18 protein-coding genes and 1 other RNA gene are annotated in these 23,195 nt (G+C 64.4%); 10 read left to right on the plus strand and 9 right to left on the minus strand.

Features of this window, described 5'->3' with window-relative positions; all coding sequences use genetic code 11:
• Positions 1 to 5: 5 nt before the first annotated feature.
• From gspF to SPBM01_RS04860, 4 genes are read right to left on the minus strand one after another with little or no spacing between them, the layout of a single operon-like run.
• A complete protein-coding gene (gene gspF / locus SPBM01_RS04845; protein ID WP_188064253.1) occupies positions 6 to 1,223 on the minus strand; it encodes a type II secretion system inner membrane protein GspF in 1,218 nt (405 codons plus the stop codon).
• Complete coding sequence (gene gspE, locus SPBM01_RS04850) at positions 1,216 to 2,745, minus strand: type II secretion system ATPase GspE (protein WP_188064254.1); 1,530 nt, start codon at positions 2,743 to 2,745, stop codon at positions 1,216 to 1,218. Before gspE ends, gspF begins: the two co-directional genes overlap by 8 nt.
• Positions 2,742 to 4,925 carry a type II secretion system secretin GspD gene (gspD, locus tag SPBM01_RS04855; RefSeq protein ID WP_188064255.1) on the minus strand — a complete coding sequence of 728 codons (2,184 nt, stop codon included), beginning with the start codon at positions 4,923 to 4,925 and terminating at the stop codon, positions 2,742 to 2,744. Before gspD ends, gspE begins: the two co-directional genes overlap by 4 nt.
• Positions 4,922 to 5,764 carry a type II secretion system protein N gene (locus tag SPBM01_RS04860; RefSeq protein ID WP_188064256.1) on the minus strand — a complete coding sequence of 281 codons (843 nt, stop codon included), beginning with the start codon at positions 5,762 to 5,764 and terminating at the stop codon, positions 4,922 to 4,924. Before SPBM01_RS04860 ends, gspD begins: the two co-directional genes overlap by 4 nt.
• A gap of 149 nt (positions 5,765 to 5,913) precedes the next feature.
• On the opposite strand from SPBM01_RS04860, the gene SPBM01_RS04865 reads away from it, so the two are divergent.
• Positions 5,914 to 6,561, plus strand: a complete 648-nt coding sequence (locus tag SPBM01_RS04865) for a prolyl hydroxylase family protein (RefSeq protein ID WP_188064257.1) — start codon at positions 5,914 to 5,916, stop codon at positions 6,559 to 6,561.
• Positions 6,562 to 6,730: 169 nt separating this feature from the next.
• Here the strand turns inward: SPBM01_RS04865 and SPBM01_RS04870 are convergent, their stop codons facing one another.
• From SPBM01_RS04870 to ssrA, 4 genes are all read right to left on the minus strand, one after another.
• Positions 6,731 to 9,424 (minus strand): TonB-dependent receptor domain-containing protein, encoded by a 2,694-nt coding sequence (locus SPBM01_RS04870; protein ID WP_188064258.1) that lies wholly within the window; start codon positions 9,422 to 9,424, stop codon positions 6,731 to 6,733.
• Between the two features lie 91 nt (positions 9,425 to 9,515).
• Entirely contained in the window at positions 9,516 to 11,108 is a 1,593-nt protein-coding gene (locus tag SPBM01_RS04875; RefSeq protein WP_188064259.1) for a hypothetical protein, read from the minus strand.
• Positions 11,109 to 11,352: 244 nt separating this feature from the next.
• Positions 11,353 to 11,733, minus strand: coding sequence for a tetratricopeptide repeat protein (locus tag SPBM01_RS04880; RefSeq protein ID WP_188064260.1), 381 nt, complete (start codon positions 11,731 to 11,733; stop codon positions 11,353 to 11,355).
• 295 nt (positions 11,734 to 12,028) lie between these two features.
• Positions 12,029 to 12,373: a transfer-messenger RNA gene (gene ssrA / locus SPBM01_RS04885) on the minus strand.
• A gap of 24 nt (positions 12,374 to 12,397) precedes the next feature.
• On the opposite strand from ssrA, the gene SPBM01_RS04890 reads away from it, so the two are divergent.
• The 7 genes from SPBM01_RS04890 to lexA all read left to right on the plus strand — a co-directional run bounded on the left by SPBM01_RS04890 (position 12,398) and on the right by lexA (position 18,259).
• On the plus strand, positions 12,398 to 13,156 hold the full coding sequence (locus SPBM01_RS04890) for an NRDE family protein (protein ID WP_188064261.1): 759 nt from the start codon (positions 12,398 to 12,400) through the stop codon (positions 13,154 to 13,156).
• Positions 13,153 to 13,743, plus strand: coding sequence for an anthranilate synthase component II (locus SPBM01_RS04895; RefSeq protein WP_188064262.1), 591 nt, complete (start codon positions 13,153 to 13,155; stop codon positions 13,741 to 13,743). Before SPBM01_RS04890 ends, SPBM01_RS04895 begins: the two co-directional genes overlap by 4 nt.
• A 77-nt stretch (positions 13,744 to 13,820) precedes the next feature.
• Positions 13,821 to 14,813 (plus strand): anthranilate phosphoribosyltransferase, encoded by a 993-nt coding sequence (trpD, locus tag SPBM01_RS04900; RefSeq protein ID WP_188064263.1) that lies wholly within the window; start codon positions 13,821 to 13,823, stop codon positions 14,811 to 14,813.
• Entirely contained in the window at positions 14,810 to 15,601 is a 792-nt protein-coding gene (gene trpC / locus SPBM01_RS04905) for an indole-3-glycerol phosphate synthase TrpC (RefSeq protein WP_188064264.1), read from the plus strand. The genes trpD and trpC overlap by 4 nt, the downstream gene beginning before the upstream one ends.
• A complete protein-coding gene (gene moaC / locus SPBM01_RS04910) occupies positions 15,598 to 16,071 on the plus strand; it encodes a cyclic pyranopterin monophosphate synthase MoaC (RefSeq protein WP_188064265.1) in 474 nt (157 codons plus the stop codon). Before trpC ends, moaC begins: the two co-directional genes overlap by 4 nt.
• The gene (glp, locus tag SPBM01_RS04915) at positions 16,068 to 17,246 is read left to right on the plus strand and encodes a gephyrin-like molybdotransferase Glp (protein WP_188064266.1); all 1,179 of its coding nucleotides are present in this window, start codon (positions 16,068 to 16,070) and stop codon (positions 17,244 to 17,246) included. The genes moaC and glp overlap by 4 nt, the downstream gene beginning before the upstream one ends.
• A 338-nt stretch (positions 17,247 to 17,584) precedes the next feature.
• Positions 17,585 to 18,259: a transcriptional repressor LexA gene (gene lexA, locus SPBM01_RS04920; protein ID WP_188064267.1), complete on the plus strand. Its 675-nt coding sequence runs from the start codon at positions 17,585 to 17,587 to the stop codon at positions 18,257 to 18,259.
• On the opposite strand, the gene SPBM01_RS04925 is transcribed toward lexA, so the two are convergent.
• Entirely contained in the window at positions 18,250 to 20,391 is a 2,142-nt protein-coding gene (locus tag SPBM01_RS04925; protein WP_188064268.1) for a ComEC/Rec2 family competence protein, read from the minus strand. The two genes, lexA and SPBM01_RS04925, sit on opposite strands and share 10 nt — an antisense overlap.
• Before the next feature lie 69 nt (positions 20,392 to 20,460).
• Between SPBM01_RS04925 and gltX the strand changes: the two genes are divergently transcribed.
• Together gltX and gltA are read left to right on the plus strand one after the other, a co-directional pair.
• On the plus strand, positions 20,461 to 21,879 hold the full coding sequence (gene gltX / locus SPBM01_RS04930) for a glutamate--tRNA ligase (RefSeq protein ID WP_188065558.1): 1,419 nt from the start codon (positions 20,461 to 20,463) through the stop codon (positions 21,877 to 21,879).
• 24 nt (positions 21,880 to 21,903) lie between these two features.
• Entirely contained in the window at positions 21,904 to 23,190 is a 1,287-nt protein-coding gene (gene gltA, locus SPBM01_RS04935) for a citrate synthase (RefSeq protein WP_188064269.1), read from the plus strand.
• Positions 23,191 to 23,195 lie beyond the last annotated feature (5 nt).

The raw sequence follows: 23,195 nt of genomic DNA on the forward strand, positions 1-23,195 counted from the left end.
CTCCTTCAAGCCCCGGTCAGGCTTTGCAGCTGCAAAATGGGCAGCAGGATGGACAGGATGATGACGGCAACGATGCCGCCCATCAGTATGATGATGATCGGTTCCAGCATGGCGAGCGCGGTGGAGGTGAAGGCGTCGAACTCCCGCTCCAGATAATCCGCCGCCCGCTCCAGCATGGTGTCGAGCCGCCCGGCACTTTCCCCGCTGGCCGCCAGATAGACCAGCAGCGGCGGAAACACGCCCGCCCGGCGCAGCGCTGCCGACAGGCTGCCTCCGCCCCGAATCGCCTCGACAATCTCGTCCGACGCCCGGCGCAGCACCCGGTTGTGAACCGTATTGGCGGTCAGCGTCAGCCCCTCCATCAATGGCAGGCGGCTGGCCACCATGGTCGATAGCGTCCGCGCCATCCGCGCCGCGTGCAGGTCGCGGATCAGCTTGCCCAGCACCGGCAGGCCCAGCAGCGTCGCGTCGAAGCGATAGCGGAACCGCTCATTCTTCATCGCCCGCCAGAAGCCGACCCCGCCCAGCACGATAAGGATCAACAGCAACCACCAGTAAGCCGCCAGAAAGGCCGACACGCCCATCACGATCCGCGTCAGCAACGGCAATGCCTGCCCCACCGTATCGAACTGCTCGACCACCTTTGGCACGACGAAGATCATCAGCGCCGCGACCACGAACACCGCGAATGTCGCCAGCACCGATGGATAGGCAATCGCCGTCAGCACCTTCGATCGCATGATCGCCTGCCGCTCCATCAGGTCGGACAGGCGCTCCATGATCGTGGGCAGGCTGCCCGAACTCTCACCCGCCGAAATCATCGCGCGATAGAGCGGCGGAAAGCTTTTCGGCTCCGCGCCCAGCGCATCGGCCAGCCGCCGCCCTTCCATCACGCCTGAATGCACCGTGCCGACGATGGCACGGACATGATCCTGCTCGCTCTGCCGCCCAATGGTCCGCAACGATTCCTCCAGCGGACTGACCTGCGTCAGCGTCGCCAGTTGCCGCGTGAACAGCGTCAATTCCTTGGGGCTGAGGCGGGGCGAACGCAGCGCCATGCCCGCCCGCTTGCGCGCGCTTTCCACCGCGCCCGGCGTCAGCGCGACGATGAACAGCTTGCGCGCGTCCAGCTTCGTCCGCGCATCCTCTATTGCGTCCGCCTTGACCCGACCCGTGCGCTCCTTGCCCGCCGGGTCGATCGCGACATAATCGAAATCAGCCATCGGCGATCGTTTCCGCCTCGACTGAATCGCGCCGCGACACCCGGATCGCTTCTTCCGCCGTCGTCTGCCCGTCCCGCACCAGCGCGCGGGCGGCAGAACCCAGATTGGGCGCATTGAGGAAAGCGTGCCGCGCAATCAGCGATTCGTCGCCACCATCGTTGATCAGGCGGCGGATGGTATCATCGACCCGGATCGCCTCGAACACGCCGATCCGCCCCTTATATCCCGTGCCACTGCACGCATCGCACCCGCGCGCGCGGTAGATGATCGTGCCGGGGTCGAAGCCCAGCAGCGCACTGGCCGACTTGTCCGCCTGCACCGGCTCGCGGCAACTCTGGCAGAGCCGCCGCACCAGCCGCTGCGCGATCACCGCGCGCAATGTGGACGCCAGCAGGAACGGCTCGACCCGCATGTCGCGCATCCGCGTGATCGCGCCCACCGCATCATTGGTATGCACCGTGGACAGCACCAGATGCCCGGTCAGCGACGCCTGCACCGCAATTTCCGCCGTCTCGCGATCGCGAATTTCGCCGATCATCACCACGTCGGGATCCTGCCGCAATATCGCGCGCAGCCCCGCCGCAAAGGTCAGCCCGACCTTGGCATTGACCTGCGTCTGGCCCACACCCTCCATCGCATATTCGACCGGATCCTCGACCGTCAGTATGTTGCGCGACCCGTCGTTCAACTGCCGCAGGCCCGCATAAAGCGTCGTCGTCTTGCCCGATCCGGTCGGCCCGGTGACCAGAATGATGCCATTGGGTTCGCTTAAGCCCTCGCGGAAAATCCGGTCCGGCACGCCGGTCATCCCCAACAGGTCGAGCGTGATGCCCGCATTTTCCTTGTCCAGGATACGCAGCACTACCCGCTCCCCCGCCCGGCTGGGCAGAGTGGAAACACGCACGTCGAGCAGCTTGCCCCCCAACGTCAGGCCGATGCGCCCGTCCTGCGGCACGCGCCGTTCGGCAATGTCCAGCCGCGCCATCACCTTGACTCGGCTGACCACCACCGGCGCGACATGCGGCGGCATCCGCAGCGTTTCGCGCAGCACGCCGTCGATCCGCATCCGCACGACCAGACCCGTCTCATAGGGTTCGATATGGATGTCAGACACGCCCTGCCGCGCCGCTTCGGCGATGATGCCGTTGATCAGGCGGATCGCAGGCGCATCGTCCGCACTGTCGAGCAGATCGTCGGCAGTCGGAATATCGGCGGCAAGAATATCCAGCTCGTCCGCGCCCACTTCGAGCGATCCCGCCATCGCAGCCGCGCTGCCCTCCATCGCATAATGGTTCGACAGATGCCGGTCGAACTGCGTCGGTTCCACGAACAGCACATCGAAACTGCGCGCCAGATGCCGCCGCACTTCCAGCAACACGCGCGGATCGCTCCCCTCGCGCACCGCAATCGTCAACCGCTCGCCCTCGATCGGGAGCATCACCACGCCATGCTTGCGCGCGAAGCCATAGGGTATGTCGATGGGGCGAGGGGGGGCGGGAACCGCCAGTGTTTCGTCGCTCACTTGCGCTCTCCACTGGGCGGCACATCCACTGGCCGCACCACACGGCTCGACTGACGCACCACCGGCTCGATCACCTGTCGGACACCCGGCTGCACCACCGTATCGCTGGGTTGCGCCGCGACCGGCGGGGTTGCGCCCATATAGTCGCGGACCAACTCGTCGATGGTCGGCTCCATGTCGGGATTGCGCTGCAACTGCATGTCGCGGACATAGCCATAGCGCTGCTGCGTCAACCGCTGCGCATCTTCCTTCGACCGCAATATCGTCGGGCGGATGAACACCATCAGGTTGGTCTTGGTCCGGCTGCGGCTGCGCGATTTGAACAATTCGCCCAGCCCAGGAATATCGCTCAACAACGGTATCCGCTCGATCGTCTTGCGCTCATTATCGTCCAGCAATCCGCCCAGCGCCAAAATCTCGCCATCGTCCACCGTGACCGTCGTTTCGATCTCGCGCTTGTTGATGATGAGGTCGCTGCTGCTATTGCTCACCGGCCCGGCCACGCTCGACACTTCCTGCCGCAGGAACAGCTTGATTGCGCCGCCAGTGTTGATCTGCGGCTTCACCTCCAGCTTGATGCCAACGTCCTGCCGCTGGACCGTGCGAAACTGATTGTCGAAATTCTGGCTCAGCGCCTCGCCCGTCGTAACCGGCACCTGCTGGCCCACCAATATCGACGCCTTCTGGTTATCCAGCGTCATCACCGACGGCGTGGACAGCAAATTGCTTTCCGTGTCGGATTTCACGGCATTGATGATCGCCCCGAAAATCCCGTTCTTGCCGATCTGCGTCCCCAGCCCGCCGATGATCCCGGTCGCGCTGGTCAGGCTGCTGATCGCGGCCTGCTGCAATGTGCTGGCCAACTCGCCATTGGTCTGCGTCTCGGTCGTCGTCGTGCTGCCGTCCGCCGCCACCACCGTCGTCTTGGTCGTGCCAAGCTGAGTCGCACCATAGGCACCCGCAAGCGTCAGCAGATTGGGCGAAGCGTTGGAATAATTGGTCGCGGCAAAGCCAGTCGACGTGCTGCCCAGCAGGAATTGCACGCCCAGCTTCTTGGCCGCCGCATCGCTGATTTCCACGATGATCGCTTCGACCAGCACCTGTTCGCGCCGCGTGTCGATCTGGCGGATCGTTTCGCCCAGCATCCGCTGCACATCATTATTAGCCGCCACGATGATCGCGTTCGCGCCCTCATAACGGGTGACGATCGCCGGGCCGCGCGTCGAAATGCCGCTGCCACCGGAGGAGGATGACACCGCCGCAACCGGGGCCGCCGCCGCGCTCGCTGGAGCCGCACCGCCCGCCGCTGGCGTGGATGCGCTCACCGGCTGGCTGGTCGATTGCCCGACCAGTTGCTGCAACACCGGCAGCAATTTTTCCGCGTCCGCATGTTCCAGCCAGTAAACCCGTATTTCGGTGCCGCTCGCCGCCTGTTGGTCCAACTGCCGCGCCATCGCCACCAGACGCGCGACGGTTGCCCCATCGCCCCGGATCGCCACCGCATTGCTGCTGTCGATCGGCACCACCGTCGCGGCGGACGGCGAAGCATTTTCCCCTGCGCCCCCGCCCGCGACCAATGCCTGCAACGACGTCGCAATTTCCCGCGCGCCCGCATTTTTCAGCATCACCATCTGCGTCGCCGACGTGTCCCGGTCGATCCGCGCAATCACCTGACGAATGCGTGCTATATTGTCGGCATAGTCCGCCACCACCACACTGTTGCCCGCGCGGTTGGCCGTGACCGACCCTTCCTTGCTGACCAAAGGCCGCAGCGTTTCCAGCGCGCTCGCCGCATCGATCGACCGCAAGCGGAACACCTCCGTCACGAAACTGTTGCGATTGCTCGCCCGGCCCACCGCGCTTGGCTGCCCCGCCGCACCATCGGCGGGCTGGATGCGATAGGCGCCGCCCGGCGCCGGCACCGCGACCAGCCCGTTGGCGCGCAGGGTGGACAGCACGATCTCGAAATATTCGGATCGCGACAGCGGCCGGTCGGTCACGACCGACACTTTCCCCTGCACCTTGTTGTCGATGATGAAGGTGCGCCCCGTCACCCGCGCCGCATCCTGAATGAAGGCGCGAATGTCCGCGTCCCGCACGTTGAGCGTCTGTTGCGCATGAACGGGAACCGCCAGCACAAGAGCAAGCGCAGCGGAAAGATGGAGGAAATGTCTGGTCATTGGCCTTGCACGATCAGGTTGACGGAGGCGACGGCAGCGCCACGCTCCACGGTCAGGGACAGGCGCGCTCCGGGCGCGATCTGGTTTTGCAATGCTTGCAGGTCGCCCAGCGGCTGGCCGTTCACCTGCGTCACGATGTCGCCGGGGCGAAAGCCCGCGCTGGCAAATCCCGGTCCCTTCGCGCTGACGACCAGGCCCGTGACCCGGCCATTCTGCATCCGGGGCGCAAAGCCGATGTCGCGTTTCAGGCTGTCGGCGGTCGGGCCAGTCCCGCCACCGGGCGCAGCGGGCGGCGGCGGCGCAGCGCTCTGCCATCCGGCATTGTCGGCGGGCGCTGGCGCAGCGTCGGGCGCGGGCGTCGACTGGTCGATGAAAATCTGCTCCTCGGCCCCGCCCCGGTCGATCGTCACATGATCGAACGCCACCGATTTCAGCACCACTCCGGGCAGGATTTCATCCCCCACGGCAAAGCTGTTCTGCACCCCGTCAGGCGACGCGATGATCGCGCTGCCCTGCCCGGATCCTTCGTTCAGGCGGATGCCATAAAGCGTCAGCGCCAGCGATGTGACGACGGCATTGCCCGGCTGGGCGGGCGCGCCGCTGCGGAAAAAGGGATCGAAACTGGCAAACAAGGCCTGTCGCGCAGTCGGCGACAGGATTTGCGCCTGCCGTCCTTCCCACGGGCCAAAGCTGCCCACGGGCGCGACAATCACCCACATCAGCCGCACCAGTTGCAGCGCCAGCACAGCGAGCAGTCCGTGTTCAGCCAGGCGCAGCGCGTCGAACGCGCCCTTGCGGTTGCCCCTGCCGCGCATAATCTGCCCAAACGGCACCCGCATGATATGACCCAAGCCCCCGACTGTTCCAGTCGTCTGCTAGGGATTTTGTCTTACTCAAAAATGACACTTATGTGACCGATATATTACACCGCCTTTATCACGCGCGTCCCACTTGCATTTGCCGGGCCGGGCGATAGCAACGGCCCATCATGACGGCGCAAAATCCCCCCGTCGCATCCGATGGCGACCCCGCATGGATCGGCACGCATCCGCGCATTCAGCGCGTGCCGAGCCGCGACCTCACCCTGTTCATCCAGCGCGATTTCCTGTCGGCGGACGAATGTGCCGCGCTGATCGAACGGATCGACGCACACCGCCGCCCCTCGACCATCGCGGACGCCAATGGCGACGGCTATTTCCGCACCAGCGAAACCTGCGACCTCGACCATGACGATCCGTTCGTGGCGGCAATCGACGCCCGCCTCGCCACCTTCGCTGGCATCGCCCCGCTGCATGGCGAACCGATCCAGGGCCAGCGCTATGATGTGGGTCAGGAATTCAAGGCGCACACGGACTATTTCGACCCCAAGGGCGCAGACTTTGCCAAATATTGCGAAGTCGCGGGCAACCGCACCTGGACGCTCATGGTCTATCTGAACGAACCGGCGGCAGGCGGCGCCACTCGCTTCCCCAAAATCGGCAAGACGGTGCAGCCGCAAAGCGGCAAGCTGCTCGCCTGGAACAACCGCAACACAGATGGCCAGCCCAACCCCGCCAGCCTGCACCACGGCATGAAGGTGCGCAGCGGCGTCAAGCATGTCATCACCAAATGGTATCGCGAACGCCCCTGGGGCTAGGCCAGCACTTTCACCACCCCGTCATCCCCACACCCCGTCATCCCAGCGAAGGCTGGGATCCCCCTTTCTTCTTCCGCAACGGCGAGAACGAAAAAAAGACCGGCCCGCACGAAACGGCCCGGTCTTGTTACGCCATCAACGGGACCGCGCGAACGCGGCCCCATTGGCATCAGAAGGCTACGGTCATCGACGCAGCGATGGTCGTGCCGATCTTGTAGCGGTTATAGAACACCTTGTTATCGCCCGCCTGCTGGAACTCCTGGAACTTGCGGCCCAGAATGTTGCGCGCTTCAAGCTTCACTTCGCTGTTGATCCCGCCGGGCAGCTTGACCGCCTGACGCGCCACGAAGTCCAGTTGCACGCCCGGCTTTTCCTTGATGTCGGGTTGCAGGTTTGGCCCACGACTGGTCACCCGGTCGCTGGCATAGGTCAGCAACAATGTCTGCTGCGACAGGCGATCGGTATCTTCCAACCCCAGTTGCAGATTGAGCAGATGGTCCGACTGGCCCGTCAACGGCACGCCGTTCAGGAAATAGTCGGATGCGGCAGGCAGGTCGCCGGTGGTGTAGGTATAGGGCGTGGTCGTGTCGCCTGCCTGCACCTTCAGCTTGGACTGGGTATAGGTATAGTTGCCGATCAGCGCGATGCGGCGGTTCTCGAAGAACGGTTCATCGCCCAGCCCGTAAAGCGGCACATATTTCTGCGCTTCCAGCTCGAAACCATAGAGCGTCGCTTCGGGCGCATTGGCAAAGCTGGTCGTCACGGCATAGGTGTCGGTGATCGTGGTATAGGTTTCGATCGGATTTTCGATCTTCTTGTAGAAACCTGCCGCGATCAGCCGCTCATCCTTGCCCATATACCATTCGGCGCGGACCTCCGCGTTCCACAGCTGGCTATCCTGCAAATAGGGGTTGCCGCGATAGAAACGGTTGGAATCGGTGTCGAGATAGGGCTGGGCAATCAGCTCGCGGAACTGCGGGCGAGCAATCGTCTTGGACGCGCTGGCGCGGAACTGCACGCCCTTGGCCGCTTCGAACGTCAACGTGACGGCGGGCAGCCAGTAATCCTTGCGGATTTCGTTGAACGGGGTCACGCCCGTGCTGTAAACATCCACGCCGGTAACTGACTGCACACCCTTTTCGTAGCGCACGCCAGCATTGAACGACAGGCCGGGGAACAATTCCGCCTGCACCTGGCCATAGCCCGCATGGACCCGCAGAGCCGCATCATAAACTGGATAATTGCCCGAAAATTCCAGCAGGCTGATGTCGTACAGCTGCACCGACGCATCCGACAACAGATAGTCGGGGCGCAACTGCTGCACCGGGATCGGCAGGTTGGTCGCATCGAAATGCAGCTCGTAACGCGACGATGTCCGCTTCGTGTCGGTGAAGGCATAGCCTGCCGTCACGGTGAAGGCCGGTGCGATCTTGTAGCTGAGGTCGATGCCCGACGACCACAGGTCTTCGTTCAGGTCGCTGAACGTCACCGACGCATCGCCGCGCTGGCGATTAAGGGCGTTGATGAAGCGATCGCCGACCGGATCTTCGGCCAGTGCGCGGTTGGTGCGGACATAGACGAAATCGCGCTCGTAGGGCGCTTCACGCTGCGACTTGGCATAGGCACCGCGCAGGTCCAGGCTCAGCGCATCGTTCAGCTTGAACTCGCCGACCAGCTGGGTGTCGATCAACTGACGCTCATACCAGGCGGTATTTTGCGTCATATAGTCCGCGCCCTGAATCTGGCCGTCATTCTGCCCGATCGACAGCGCGCTGCGCTTCAGCGTGTCGCGGATATACAGGTTGGTCCAGCGCAGCTTCTGGTCGCCCAGCTCAAGGCCCACGCCCAGCAGGCCGTTGACCGTCATTTCATTGTCGGTGCTGATCTGCTGCGTATTCTTGCCGGCCCCTGCCGCCACGTCCAGCGACGCCTGCTGCAACGTGTCGCGGGTGCGCCACTTGTTGCTGTAGGACGCCGTGGCGATGACGCCCAAACGTCCGTCGCTGCCGATGTCGGTCGCCGTGCCTGCATTGATCGAACCGGAAAAATTGAACGGCAGGCTGTTGGTGCGCTGCACCACCGACGTGTCGGAATTGAGGAACTGCATGGCGATGTTGCGCAGGTCCGCGCGCGCCATGTTAGGGAAGGGCGTCCCGCTGTCGATCGCGTTTTGCAGCAGCGGCGGCACATCGCGCGAACCATCGTCAAAGCCGGTCCAGTCGGACTTGCTGCCATAATGGGTATAGCCCAGCTGGCCCGACGTTTCGGTGTTGGCAGAGCTGCCGAAGCCGACTTCCAGATAGCTCTCGGTCGGAATCGCCTTGGTCGTCAGGTTGATGACGCCGCCGCCAAATTCACCGGGGAAGTTGGCGGAAAAGCTCTTTTGCACCAGCGTCGAAGCAATCACGCTGGTCGGGAACAGGTCCAGCGGCACGACGCGCTTCAACGGCTCAGGGCTGGGCAGCGGCGAACCGTTCAGCAGCGCGAGCGAGTAACGATCGCCAAGGCCACGGACATAGACGAACCCGCCCGACACGACCGACAGGCCGGTCACGCGCTGGAGCGACCCTGCAATGTCGCCTTCGCCCGTGCGCTTGATGTCGGCGGCGGACAGGACGTTGACGACTTCGGGCGCGGACTGCGACACGTTGGTCGTGCGGCGGCCGGTGACGATGATGTCCGCGCCGGGGATCGACACGTCGACATTGCCCTCTTGCGCAGCGGCCTCGTCGGCGGCGCTGGGGGTCGTGGTCATGCCCGCGTCACCTGTCGAGGTGCCGGGATTGGATTGCGCCATGGCGACAGGTGCGACCAGGGCGGTGGAAATCAGGAGCAGGCGCGCCAGGCTGAGCGGCTTCGACATGCTAGGTGTCCCCCTTTGGGAAATTCAGTGCAAAGAAGGCGGGGGAGCGAATAACTACGCTCCCCCGCCCCTGTTGAGGTCGTGGGTCCGATCAGGTCGTCGGGATCGCCGTGCAATTCTTGCTGGTGGTGCCAAAGCTGGCGGTCACCGAGTTGCAGGTCCAGCCAGCATACCAGGTGTCGCTGCTGTCCTTGACCGCGCCGACATAGTTGGTCGTGGTGAAGTTGCTGTCGACCGTCTTGGGGTCGGTCGCAACCAGCGCGGTTTCGGTAGCACCGTTGATGAACAGCGACGTCAGCGACGGGGTGTAGGTGATCGTGGCGTTCGGGCCAGCTTCGAAGATCGACTTCACCACATCGGCGGTCACGCCGGTGTTGCCCTTATAGGGCGTGGCGCTGCACTGCATCGCGACCGAGATGTAGCGTGGCTTGCCAGCGTCCTGCAACGCGGTGTCGGCGTCGCGCACGGTGGCGGCGGCGTCGATGCGCAGGCAGCTCTGGGTCGGGCTGACGATCAGGCCGTTCACCAGCGTCAGGTCCGCACCGCCGCGCAGCAGCATCGAAGCGCCGTTGCTGCCGGTGGTCGAACGACCGATGAAGGTGAAGTTGGCGACCTTGACGAACTGACGCGGCAGGGCGTCGACGCCGTTATTGGCAGCCGACCCACCGTTGGAGTCGGTTTCCATGAAACTGTCGCCAATGTCGTTGCCCGAACGATGGGCGCTGATGACATATTGGATCGTGCCGCGATAGCCGACGTCGGTGTCCAGATTGTCGTCCTCGACGCCCGTGGTCACGATGTAGCGCGGGTGAACCGAACCACCGAAGATTTCGATGGCATCGTCCGAACTGTTATGGACCTGGATATGGTCCAGCGTGGTGCCGGTGCCGACGCCCGACGGGGTCAGACCCTGCAATTCGCTCGAACCCGACAGGACGAAGCCGGAATAGCGGATCTGCACATAGGACATGCGGCCCGAATTGTCGGCGTCGTTCGCGCCACCATAAAGGGCGTTGCTCGCGCCTTCGGTGTCACGCTCGCACGCCGTGGTGCCGGGCGCTGCGGCAGGTGCCTGGCAATCGGTGATCCGGCCACGGCCCAGCAGCACGATGCCGCCCCACTGGCCCGACGACTGGTCGGTCGCGGTGCCAAGCACGTTTTCGCGGCTGGTGAAGACGATCGGCTGAGTCGCGGTTCCGACAGCATTGATGCGATTGCCGCGATTGACGGCCAGGAACGTGTTGCCGGTGCCGGCAAAGATGTTCACGCCCGGATCGATCGTCAGCGTCACGACATTGTTCGTGCTTGCCGCGCCCTGATCGGTGCCGACATCGACGCGACCGGGCATCGAATAGATGACGCCAGCCACCTTGGCGATCGCCGTGGTGCTGTTGAAACGCGCCGGGAAGGCGCAGTTGCGCCAGGTGTTGGTGCCATCCGAAATGGTGCCAAGGTCGGTCAGCTGGTCAGCGCCCGAAATAGTGGGGCAGCTGGCGGCCGGGGTTACCGACGTGGGGGTCGGGGTCGGCGTGGGGGTCGGCGTAGGCGTGGGGGTTGGCGTCGGCGCGGGAATGACGATGGTGCCTTCGCCCGGCGACGCGATATCGTCCGCGCCGCAAGCGCTCAGCGCCGCGCAGGCGCAGCCCGCCATCAGGATCGTGTGAATACGGTTATTCTCGGCCATGTCGTCTCCGCTCCGGTCAACACCGGGTTTGTTGCAGTGCGAAGCGCAGGGGAAACCGACTCGGACAACGCCCCCTGTCGCCCTCAGGAGCGGCAGATAGGAGCCTCCAATGACATGGCCGTGCCGTTTTCATGACGAAACGACGACTTATAAATGACAATAATATGACATTGGTTGCACATATATGACAAAGGGCATCGCCCGGATGGACGATGCCCTTTGTCTCTGACCCGGTGCGACCCGTTCAGCGTGCGGCGTAGCGCATTTCCAGACGACTGAGCGCACGGCGCGCAATGTCACGCGACGATGCTTCGCCGCCATCGGCAGTTACCAGCATGATATCGGGGGCATAACGCGCGCTCTGATAGGCGGCGCGCGCATCGGCCATACGGCCCAGCCCGACATAGGCATTGCCCAGGTTGATGAGGCGGGCCGGATCATTGGCGGCATCGGGGCGCACCACGGTCAGCCTTGTCGCGGCCCGATCAAACTCGCCGGCTTTCAGCGCCGCCGAGGCAAGGCGACCATCGGGCAGCCCGACCTCGACCAGCCGTTCCGATGCGAAGGCGCTCGCAGGCGCGAGCGAAACCAGCGCAACACCCAATATGAGAGCGACCTTCGACATGATTTTTCTCCAAAAAAACTTCTTACTATAGTCTCTATTATTTCACTGTGATGACAGTTGGGCAATAGCGCCGGGAAGGGAGAAAAAGGATTTATATCACAGTCTAATCAACGTCTTATGATTTTTTCTTCATACTGTCATAAATATGTAATTGAAATGACAGGTCGAATCCATCGATTCGATTCGCGCCGGACATGCCAAAAGGCGGCGACCGCTGATGCGACGCCGTTGCGCGTTAAACCGACAAAAAAGACAGGTCCGGGAGGTTCTGTTGCCCGGCCCTCCCGGAAGCCGCTGAATTCCCTTCTGTTGCCCGGTGGGTTCAACCGCGCTATTTTAGAATGAAGTCAGGCCGTTAGGCCCTCATTCACGCTGCAATGGCGAGTGCTTCGTTATCGTTGGCACTTGTGAGTTTTGCACAGTTTAACGGCTTACACGGGCCGGGTAAAAATATCGCCTTTGAACACACGTCGATCCTAGTTCGCCCCCGTCAGACACCCCGCTCAAAGCGGGGCATGTGGTGGAGACGCCGGGTACTGCCCCCGGGTCCGCTGCGTCTATTATACGACACAATTTATCACCATAGCCGGGCGAACCCGGCCCGACCTATATGGAACCGCGCGGGCCATTTATCAAGTCACTCGCGCAAAAGGGAGCAAACGACATGTGCATCATGGCCATGGCATGGGCCGCTCATCCGCGCTGGCAACTGCTGCTGATCGGCAATCGGGACGAATATCACGCCCGCCCCGCCGCACCGCTTGCCCCCTGGCCCGACCGGCCGGGCGTCATCGCCGGACGCGACCTGCAATCGGGTGGCACCTGGCTGGGCGTATCGACGGCCGGGCGTGTCGCCATCGTCACCAATCTGCGCGGCCATGGCGATCGCTCGCCCGATCGCGCCTCGCGCGGCGCACTGGTCGCCGACCTGCTGGCGGGCGACGGTTCCTATGCCGATGCGCCACCATCCGCGCTGGACGATTTCAACCCCTTCAACCTCATTCTGATCGACGACCAGACCGCCCATTTCCTGACCAACCATCCCGCCCCGCGCCGAACGCACCTGCCCCCCGGCCTCTATGGCCTGTCCAACGCCACGCTCGACGCCCCCTGGCCCAAGACGCTGGCGCTCAAAGCCGCGCTTGCCGAATGGCTGACGACCAACCCCGACACCCCGCAATCCCTGTTCGATCCCCTCCGCACCGAAACCCTGCCTGCCACGCAGGCAGGCGACGAAACCTCCCCCATCTTCATCCGCGATTCCCTCTACGGCACGCGGTGCAGCACCATCGTCGCCATCGACACCGCCGGACAGGGCCAGATCATCGAACGCCGCTTCGACGCTACCGGCCACGCCACCGGCGACACCCTGATCGACTTCCGCTTCCCCCCGGCGCAATCGCACGCTAAAGCGATCCCATGATCCTCGTCATCGACAATTATGACAGCTTTACCTGGAACCTGGTCCATTATCTGATGGAACTGGGCGCGCGGGTCGAAGTCGTCCGCAACGACGCCATTTCCGCCGGACAAGCCTTGTCCAGCGGCGCGAAGGCGTTCCTGCTTTCGCCCGGCCCCTGCACTCCCAATGAAGCGGGCGTCAGCCTGGATCTCGTCGCCGCCTGCGCCGACGCGGGCGCGCCCCTGCTGGGCGTATGCCTTGGCCATCAGGCGATCGGCCAGCATTTCGGGGGCAAAGTGGTGCGCGGCGGCCTGATGCACGGCAAGACGTCGCCCGTCACCCATGACGGCACCGGCCTGTTCGCGGGCCTCCCCTCGCCCTTCACGGCAACCCGCTATCACTCGCTGATCGTGGAGCAGATTCCCGAAACACTGGTCGTCAACGCCACCAGCGAAGACGGATCGGTCATGGGCTTCCGTCACGCCACGCTGCCGATCCATTCGGTGCAATTCCACCCCGAAAGCATCGCCACCGAACATGGCCATGACATGCTGGCCAACTTCCTGAAAATCGCCGGCATCCCGGTGCGGGCGCGCGAAGCGGCGTAACAAACCGCCCGCGTGCGCCGGGGAAAACTGCATACCCCCTCGACTCATCCGCCCCGCCGCGATTAAGGCCAATCGCGATGACCAGCCTGCCCGATCCTGCCGCGCCGCTCGACGCGCTGACCGCCGCCCGCGCCTTCGACCTGCTGTTTGACGCGGACTTGGCCGAACAGGACATCGCCGCCTTCCTCGTCACCATGGCCCGGCGTGGCGAAACTGCGACCGAAATCGCCGCCGCCGCCCGTGCCATGCGCGCCCGCATGATCCCGGTCACTGCGCCACCGGGCGCGATCGACGTTTGCGGCACCGGGGGCGATGGCCATCACACCCTCAACGTCTCGACCGCCGTGTCGCTGGTCGTCGCCGCGTCCGGCGTGCCGGTCGCCAAACATGGCAATCGCGCCGCATCGTCCAAGGCCGGAGCCGCCGACACGCTCGAAGCCCTCGGCCTCGACCTCGATCGCGCCGCCGCTACGGCGCAAGCAACCCTCGCCGACCTCGGCATCTGCTTCCTGTTCGCGCAAAATTACCACCCCGCGCTCAAGCGCCTCGGCCCCATCCGCCGCGCCATTGGCGAGCGCACTATCTTCAATCTCATGGGACCGCTCGCCAATCCCGCGCGCGTCCGTCGCCAGCTCGTCGGCATCGCCCGCCCCGCCTATGTCCCCATCTATGCGCAGGCATTGAGCGACCTGGGCGTGGACCGCGCCATGATCGTGTCGGGCGACGAAGGGCTGGACGAACTCTCGCTCGCCGGAGGCAATGACCTGGCCGAAGTGACCGGCGACGGCCTCATCGCCATGCGCCGCCTGTCCGCAGCCGATCTTGGCCTGTCCACTCATCCGGTCGAAGCGATCCGGGGCGGCGACGCCACCCATAATGCCGCCGCCCTGCGCGCCCTGTTGCAAGGCGAACCGGGGCCATATCGGGACGCCGTGCTGCTCAACGCCGCCGCCGCCCTTGTCGTGGCCGACGCGGTTGCCGATCTGAAGGAAGGCGTCGAGGAAGCGGCCGAAACCATCGACCGTGGCCTTGCCAACGCTCTGCTCAATTGCTGGATTGCCTATTCATGACCAACAAGCTGATCGAGATTTGCGATTTCAAGCGGGAGGATGTCGCCCATCGCAAGGCCGCTACCACCGTTTCGTCGCTCTACGCCCGCGCAGCGGAACAGACGCCCCCGCGCGGCTTTCGCAAGGCGCTGGACGATGCCGCCCTGTCCGGCTTCGGCCTGATCGCGGAAATCAAGAAAGCCAGCCCCTCAAAAGGCCTGATCCGCGCCGATTTCGATCCGCCAGCCCATGCCATCGCCTATGCGGCGGGCGGCGCGGCCTGTCTGTCGGTGCTGACGGACGAACCCTATTTTCAGGGCCATGACGATTATCTCATGGCCGCCCGCTCCGCCTGTGCGCTGCCCGTCCTGCGCAAGGATTTCATCGTCGATCCCTGGCAGATCCTCGAAAGCCGCGCGCTCGGCGCGGACGCCATCCTCATCATCGTCGCGGCGCTGGACGATGCGCAGATGAAGGACATAGAGGATACCGCGCTCGGCCTCGGCATGGACGCATTGATCGAAGTGCATGACGAAGCCGAACTGGAGCGCGCGCTGAAACTGCGCTCGCGCCTCATTGGGGTCAACAATCGCGACCTGCGCGACTTCACCGTCGATTTCGCCCGCACCTACGAACTGGTGGGGAAGGCACCGGAAGGCTGCACTTTCATCGCCGAAAGCGGCCTGACCTCCCATGCCGACCTCACCGCCATGGCCGACCATGGCGTGCGCTGTTTCCTTGTCGGTGAAACACTGATGCGCCAGCCCGACGTGGAGGCCGCAACGCTCAATCTCCTCACCGGCGCATGACCGGCCTCACCCATCTGGACGAAGACGGCGCGGCCCGCATGGTCGATGTCTCTGCCAAGGCCGTAACCGCGCGCGAAGCCGTCGCATCCGGGCGGATCGACATGATCGCCGACGCTGCCAGCGCTATCGCGGCGGGCCTCGTCAAGAAGGGCGACGTGCTGGCGGTCGCGCGGGTCGCGGGCATCATGGCGGCCAAGCGCACCGCCGACCTCATCCCGCTCTGCCACCCGATCGCGCTCAGCGCCGTCACCGTGGATTTCGCCCTCGACGCCACGGGCGTCACCGTCACCGCCACTGCCCGCACCGCCGGGCAGACGGGCGTGGAAATGGAGGCGCTGACCGCCGCATCGGTCGCGCTGCTCACTGTCTATGACATGGCCAAAGCGCTCGATAAGGGCATGATGATCGGCAATATCGGCCTGATCGCAAAGACCGGCGGCAAATCGGGCGACTGGCGCCGCACCCCATGAGCCTGCTGCCGGTAGCCGAAGCCCAGGCCCGCCTGTTCGCGCTGGCAACGCTCTTGCCAGCAGAGCAAACTCCGCTCGTCGCCTGCACCGGCCGCTGGCTGGCGCAGTCCATAATCGCCTTGCGCGACCAGCCATGGGCCGCTCTGTCCGCGATGGACGGCTATGCCGTGCGCGCGGCCGAAGAACCCGGCCCTTGGCGCATCACTGCAACCAGCAGCGCCGGTGGCCCGCCCCCCGCATCGCTTGGCCCCGGCGAAGCCTGCCGCATCTTCACCGGCGCGCCTCTGCCGCCGGGTGCCGACGCCATCCTGATTCAGGAAAATGCCGCCGTCGAAGCCGACCTGCTTCGCGCCATCGACGGCACGCTGGCCACGGGCCGCCACGTCCGCCCCGCCGCATCCGATTTCGGGAATGGTGCGCCCCTGCTCGAAGCAGGCGCACGGCTCGGCCCGGCACAGATCGCGCTGGCGGCACTGGGCGGTCATGGCCAGCTCCCCGTCCGCCGCCGCCCCTGCATCGCGCTGATCTCGACCGGCGACGAACTCGTCCCGGCCGGCGCACCAACCCCACCGGGCCGCCTGCCCTCCTCCAACGCGCCGATGCTCGCCGCCCTGCTGGCCGCGCTACCCTGCGATGTGATGGATCTGGGCATCGTGCCGGACGATCTGGACGCTATGGTCGCCGCTCTCGCCCGCGCAAAGCAGGCCGACATCATCGTTTCGACTGGCGGCGCATCGGTCGGCGATCATGATCTGGTCCGCCCCGCCTTCGCTCAGGCTGGCGGCACGCTCGATTTCTGGAAGATCGCCATGCGTCCGGGCAAGCCACTGATGGCCGGTCGGCTGGACAGCGCGCTGTTCCTGGGCCTGCCAGGCAACCCCGTATCGGCCTTCGTCACCGCAACTTTATTCCTGCTGCCCCTCGTCCGCCACCTGTCGGGCGCGCACGATCCGCTGCCGCCAACGCTCGAAGCGCGCCTCGCTTCCCCCCTGCCGCAAACCGCCGAACGCGACGATTATCTGCGCGCACGTCAGGGCAAGGATGGAATCGTTACGGTAACGTCACAGGACAGCGCCGCCACTGCCGCCCTCGCCATGGCCGATTGCCTCATCCACCGCCCCGCCGGATCACCAACCGCCGCGCAAGGCGAAAGCGTCACGATAATCCCGCTTTAGCCACAAATATATGTCAGCAATGCTGTCTTTCTCCGACCATATCCTCGCGATGGTCGCGATCGCCAAATTGCCGCTCACCTTCCTGAAATCGCACGCCATTTCCCCAACGCCGACGATTGGCGTCATGGTCTGTCCGGTGCCGATCGTTAGCAGGGTAAGGAATTTGGGGCATCATCACTCTCTATGTCCATCTTGCTGTCTCTTTTGTCGGCAGCATGATCGCAAAACCCCCTTGCCCCCATCTCGTTCCCGCAAATGCGACGGGTTGCAGCGGCGCTTGACTTGCCCCGTTCCGTTTACTAACTGTTCTTCATACGTTCCACGGAAGGACCGCAGTCATGTTGACGCTCAAGCAGCAGGAATTGCTCAGCTTCATTCAAACCCGGCTGGATGAAGGCGGCGTGTCCCCCTCGTTCGAGGAGATGAAGGACGCGCTCGACCTGCGTTCCAAATCCGGCATCCACCGGCTCATCAACGCGCTGGAAGAACGCGGCTTCATTCGCCGCCTGCCCAACCGCGCCCGCGCGCTCGAAGTGTTGAAACTGCCCGACGCCATGCACCGCACGCCCGCTGCCCCGGCAAAACCCAAAGCCGCGCCCAGCCTGCCGATGCTGCCCACGGCGGCCAATGACGTCATCGAAATTCCCCTGCACGGCCGCATCGCGGCAGGTGTTCCGATCGAAGCGATGGAAGGACAGAATATGCTCTCCGTCCCCGCCGCCCTGCTCGGCGCGGGCGATCATTATGCGCTCGAAGTCTCCGGCGATTCGATGATCGAAGCGGGCATATTGGACGGCGACTTCGCCCTGATCCAGCGCACCGAAAGCGCCCGCGAAGGGCAGATCGTCGTCGCCCTGATCGACGAGCATGAAGCCACGCTCAAATTTTTCCGCCGCGAAGGGCCACGGGTCCGGCTCGACCCGGCCAACAGCGCCTATGAACCGCAACTTTATGATTCCAATCAGGTGCGGATTCAGGGCAAGCTGGCCGGACTGCTGCGCCGCTATAACTGAGGACGGGCCAAGTTACGGCGCGGTGCTGGGCGCGCGATCCACGGATGCGCGTCGCCCGGCTGCCGCACCGTCCTGACCGAACCATTGGCCAGGTTGATGGCGACGCCACCCGTCCGCGCCAGCAACCGGCGGTCGATTTTCAACCAGCGCGGCCTGCACCAGCGCGGCAATCCCCGGTCGGCGATCACGATATCCGCCGCCGCGCAGTCCTTCTCAAACTGCACCCGCTCCACGAACATGGAATTGCGAGTCATCAACACCGCCCATGTCCGCTCGCCCGCCCGTACCCGCGCCGCACATAAATCCGCCGAACAGCGCGCCTCCGGCAAACCCGCCAGCGCATCCAGCGGCCCGTCATAGCCCGCACTCTCCGCCAGCGTATCGCGCACATAATCTCCCGCTCCGGCACGCAGCAACGCCATCCGCCCCGTCGCCATCCGCACCACGACATGGCGGCCATCGCCCGTCACCAGCAGGTCAGGCGGCGACTGCATCAGCATCGCCGCCACACCGACCACAACCCCGCCAAGCCCCAGCCACCGCCCCCCGCTGCGCCACAACAGGCACCACAACAGCCCGCCGATCGTTACCCCGAACGTCCATCCCGGCATGGCCGGCGTCACCATCATCGCCATCGGCTGCGCCGCCACGCCATGGGCCAGCACCAGCAACAGGCCCAGCGCCCGTTCGGTCAGCCACCAGAATGGCGCGCCCAACCCCGCCAGATCGAACAGCAAAGCCAGCGCCTCCAGCGGCATCACCACGAACGTCGTCAGCGGAATCGCGATGATATTGGCGAACGCCCCCAGCATCCCGGCCTTGTGAAAATGAAACAGCGCGATCGGCATCAGCACCAGTTCGACTGCGATCCCCGTCATCAACGTCGCGGCCAGCACCCGCATCCCCTTGCGCATCACCCCCTCGTCCCGCGCCGCCGCAAAGGCCCGAAACCCCGGATGCTCCGCCAGCGCGACCAGCGCCGTCACGGCGGCAAAGCTCATCTGAAAACTCGGCCCCGCCACCGCTTCGGGCCAGAAGGCCAGCACGACCAGCGCGCCCGACGCCACCAGCCGCAGCGTAATCGCGTCCCGCCCCATCGCCAGCCCGCCCAGCACCAGCAACGCCGCGACGCACGACCGCACCGTCGGCACTTCCGCTCCGGTCAACAGCGTGTATCCGATCCCGGCCAGCGCTCCGCCCCCTGCCGCGATCAGCATCAACGGCCACTCCAGCGCCGCCCGGCGGCTCAGCGCCATCACCCGCATCAGCAGGAAAATCACCGCCCCGATCAGCGCCGTCACATGCAGCCCGCTGATCGACAGCAGATGCGCCAGCCCGCTGCGCCGCATCGCTTCGGCATCCGCCTCGGCACTCGCGCCCTGATCCCCGGTCGCCAGCGCAATCGCAATGCCCTGCGCCGGGCCATCGACCTGCCCGGCTATGTGCGTGAACAAACGCGCCCGTAAAGACGGCGCGACACTGGCCGGACGCAGCAACGCGATTGGCTTCAAAGCCTTGCCGGTCGCACCGATCCCTTGAAAATAGGCGCGCGCGGCGAAATCATAACCCCCCGGCACGGCGGGCGGCGCGGGCGGCATCAACCGCACGCGAAAGCGGATCACTGCCCCTTCACCCAGCCCCGCCGGTACATCATCCTCCGCAATATTGACCCGGATCATCCCCGGCAGCGCTGGCGCATCGACGGGCCGCAGCATCGCCCGCACCATCTGCTGCGCTGGCACCGGGCGCACCGACACCACTTCCCCCGTCACCGTCGCGAACAACGCGCGCGCCAGCGGCGGCTCCCCCACCAGCATCGCCTTGCCCCACACCAGCGCGCAACCGATGCACGCCAGCATCCCGCCCGCCACGATCATCCGTCGCAACCGCCCGCCTTCGGGCAGCAACAGCCCGGCACAGGCCAGCCCCAGCGCCACGCAGCAAAAGGCCATCCACCCCAGCGCATCGGGCAACAGAAACCAGGCGGAAATACCCGCGCCCAGTCCCACCGGCACCCAAAGCGGCACTTGCTCCCGCTCATTTTCCAGCCAGCATTCCACCCGCGCAAATCCGCCGCGCGCGCCCGCGCCGATCCCCCGACCAAGGGAGGTTTGTCGTGGCTCAAAAGCCATGCTAGGGGGCGTCACATCCATGGGTCAGCAAGGCGAATGTCAGGGAATATGACGGCAAGTGCAACGGGAATGAACAAGCCGGTGGTGACGCGGTTCGCCCCCTCCCCGACAGGTTTCCTGCATATCGGCGGCGCCCGCACCGCTTTGTTCAACTGGCTGTTCGCGCGCCATCATGGCGGCAAATTCCTGCTGCGGATCGAGGATACCGATCGCGCCCGCTCCACCGACGAAGCGGTTGCCGCCATTTTCGACGGCCTGAACTGGCTCGGCCTTGGCGGGGACGAGGAACCTGTGTTCCAGTTCGCCCGGACCCCGCGCCATGCGGAAGTCGCCAATCAACTGCTCGAAGGCGGCCACGCCTATCGCTGCTACGCCACGCCCGAAGAACTCGCCGCCCTGCGCGAAGAACAGCGCGCCGCCAAGCAGCCGATGCGGTATGATGGCCGCTGGCGCGACCGCGCACCGGAAGAAGCGCCCGCAGGCGCGCCCTATGTCATCCGCCTGAAGGCACCACGCGAAGGCGAAACGGTGATCGAGGATGCGGTGCAGGGCCGCGTCGTCGTGCAGAATGCCGAACTGGACGACATGATCCTGCTGCGGTCGGACGGCACGCCTACCTATATGCTGGCGGTGGTGGTCGATGATAACGACATGGGCGTCACCCATGTCATTCGCGGCGACGATCATCTCAACAACGCCTTCCGCCAGCTTGGCATCATCAAGGCGATGCAGTGGGAAGAACCCGTCTATGCCCATATCCCGCTGATCCACGGGTCGGACGGCGCGAAACTGTCCAAGCGTCATGGCGCGCTGGGGGTGGACGTTTATCGCGACGATATGGGGATGCTGCCCGAAGCGGTGCTGAACTATCTGCTGCGGCTTGGCTGGGGCCATGGGGACGAAGAATTCATCCCGCTCGCTCGCGCCATCGAACTGTTCGACGTGTCGGGCGTCGGCCGCTCGCCATCGCGCTTCGACATCAAGAAGCTGGAAAATCTCAACGGCCATTACCTGCGCGAAGCCGATGATGCCCGCCTCGCCGCGCTGGTCGCGCCACGGGTCGCCGCGCGTCTGGGCATCATCTTGCCTGAAAACGGTCTCCCACTTTTGGGCGATGCGATGGCTTCGCTCAAGCCAAGGGCCAAGACCGTTAACGAAATTGCGGAGGGCGCGGAATTTCTGTTCAAAAATTGCCCGCTGGATTTTGACGAAAAGGCATCGGCTCTGCTAGACGAATCGGCGCGCGCGCTGCTGGCGAATACAGCCGACGCTCTATCGACCGTTCCGACCTGGACGGTCGAAGCGATCGAAGACGTAATACGCCGCGTGGCGGAGGATGCCGGCCTGGGGCTGGGCAAGGTGGCGCAACCGCTTCGGGCGGCGCTTACCGGACGCACAGTCTCGCCGGGGATTTTCGATGTCCTCTTCCTTTTGGGGAAAGAGGAGAGCTTGGAACGACTGACCGCTGTGGGGCACGCATCGGTCTAGTTGATGGCACTCAAGGAGAAAAATATGTCGGATAACAATGCCACTTTGACCGTTGGAGGGGAAACCAAGGACTACGCCGTCATGGACGGCACGGTCGGTCCTCAGGTCATCGACGTTCGCAAGCTCTACGCCAATACCGGCATGTTCACCTATGATCCGGGCTTCACCTCGACGGCCAGCTGCGAATCGGGCCTGACCTATATCGACGGCGACGAAGGCATCCTGCTGCATCGCGGCTATCCCATCGGCCAGCTCGCCGAAGAATCCAGCTTCATGGAAGTCTGCTATCTGCTGCTGAACGGCGAATTGCCGTCCGCCGACGAACTGGCCGATTTCACCCGCACCATCACGCGCCACACCATGGTGCATGAACAGCTGTCGGCTTTCTTCCGTGGCTTCCGCCGCGACGCGCATCCCATGGCGATCCTGGTCGGCGTGGTCGGCGCGCTGTCGGCCTTCTACCATGATTCGACCGACATCAACGATCCGGTGCAGCGCAAGATCGCCAGCCACCGCCTGATCGCCAAGATGCCGACAATCGCGGCGATGGCCTATAAATATTCGGTGGGTCAGCCCTTCGTCTATCCGCGCAACGACCTCTCCTACACCGCCAACTTCCTGCGCATGACCTTCTCGGTCCCGGCGGAAGATTATATCCCCGATCCTGTGATCGTGGACGCGATGGACAAGATTTTCATCCTTCATGCCGACCATGAACAGAATGCCTCGACGTCGACCGTGCGCCTCGCCGGTTCGTCGGGTGCCAATCCGTTCGCCTGCATCGCGGCGGGCATTGCCTGCCTGTGGGGTCCGGCCCATGGCGGCGCGAACGAAGCGGCGCTCAACATGCTGCGTGAAATCGGCACGGTCGACCGCATCCCCGAATATATCGCCCGCGCCAAGAATAAGGACGATCCGTTCCGCCTGATGGGCTTTGGCCACCGCGTCTATAAAAATTACGATCCGCGCGCGACCGTGATGCAAAAGACGGCCGAAGACGTCCTCAAGACCATGGGCGTGACCGATCCCGTGTTCGACGTGGCCCGTGAACTGGAAAAGCTGGCGCTCAGCGATCCCTACTTCATCGAAAAGAAGCTGTTCCCCAATGTGGACTTCTATTCGGGCGTGATCCTGTCGGCCATCGGCTTCCCGACCGAAATGTTCACTGTGCTGTTCGCGCTCGCCCGCACCGTCGGCTGGGTCGCGCAGTGGAACGAAATGATCTCCGATCCAGCGCAGAAGATCGGCCGCCCGCGTCAGCTCTATACTGGCCCGGCGCAGCGCGATTATGTCGCGGTCGACAAGCGCTAAGCCAA

Origin of the sequence: Sphingobium sp. KCTC 72723, from assembly GCF_014280435.1 — a bacterium.
Lineage (GTDB): Bacteria > Pseudomonadota > Alphaproteobacteria > Sphingomonadales > Sphingomonadaceae > Sphingobium.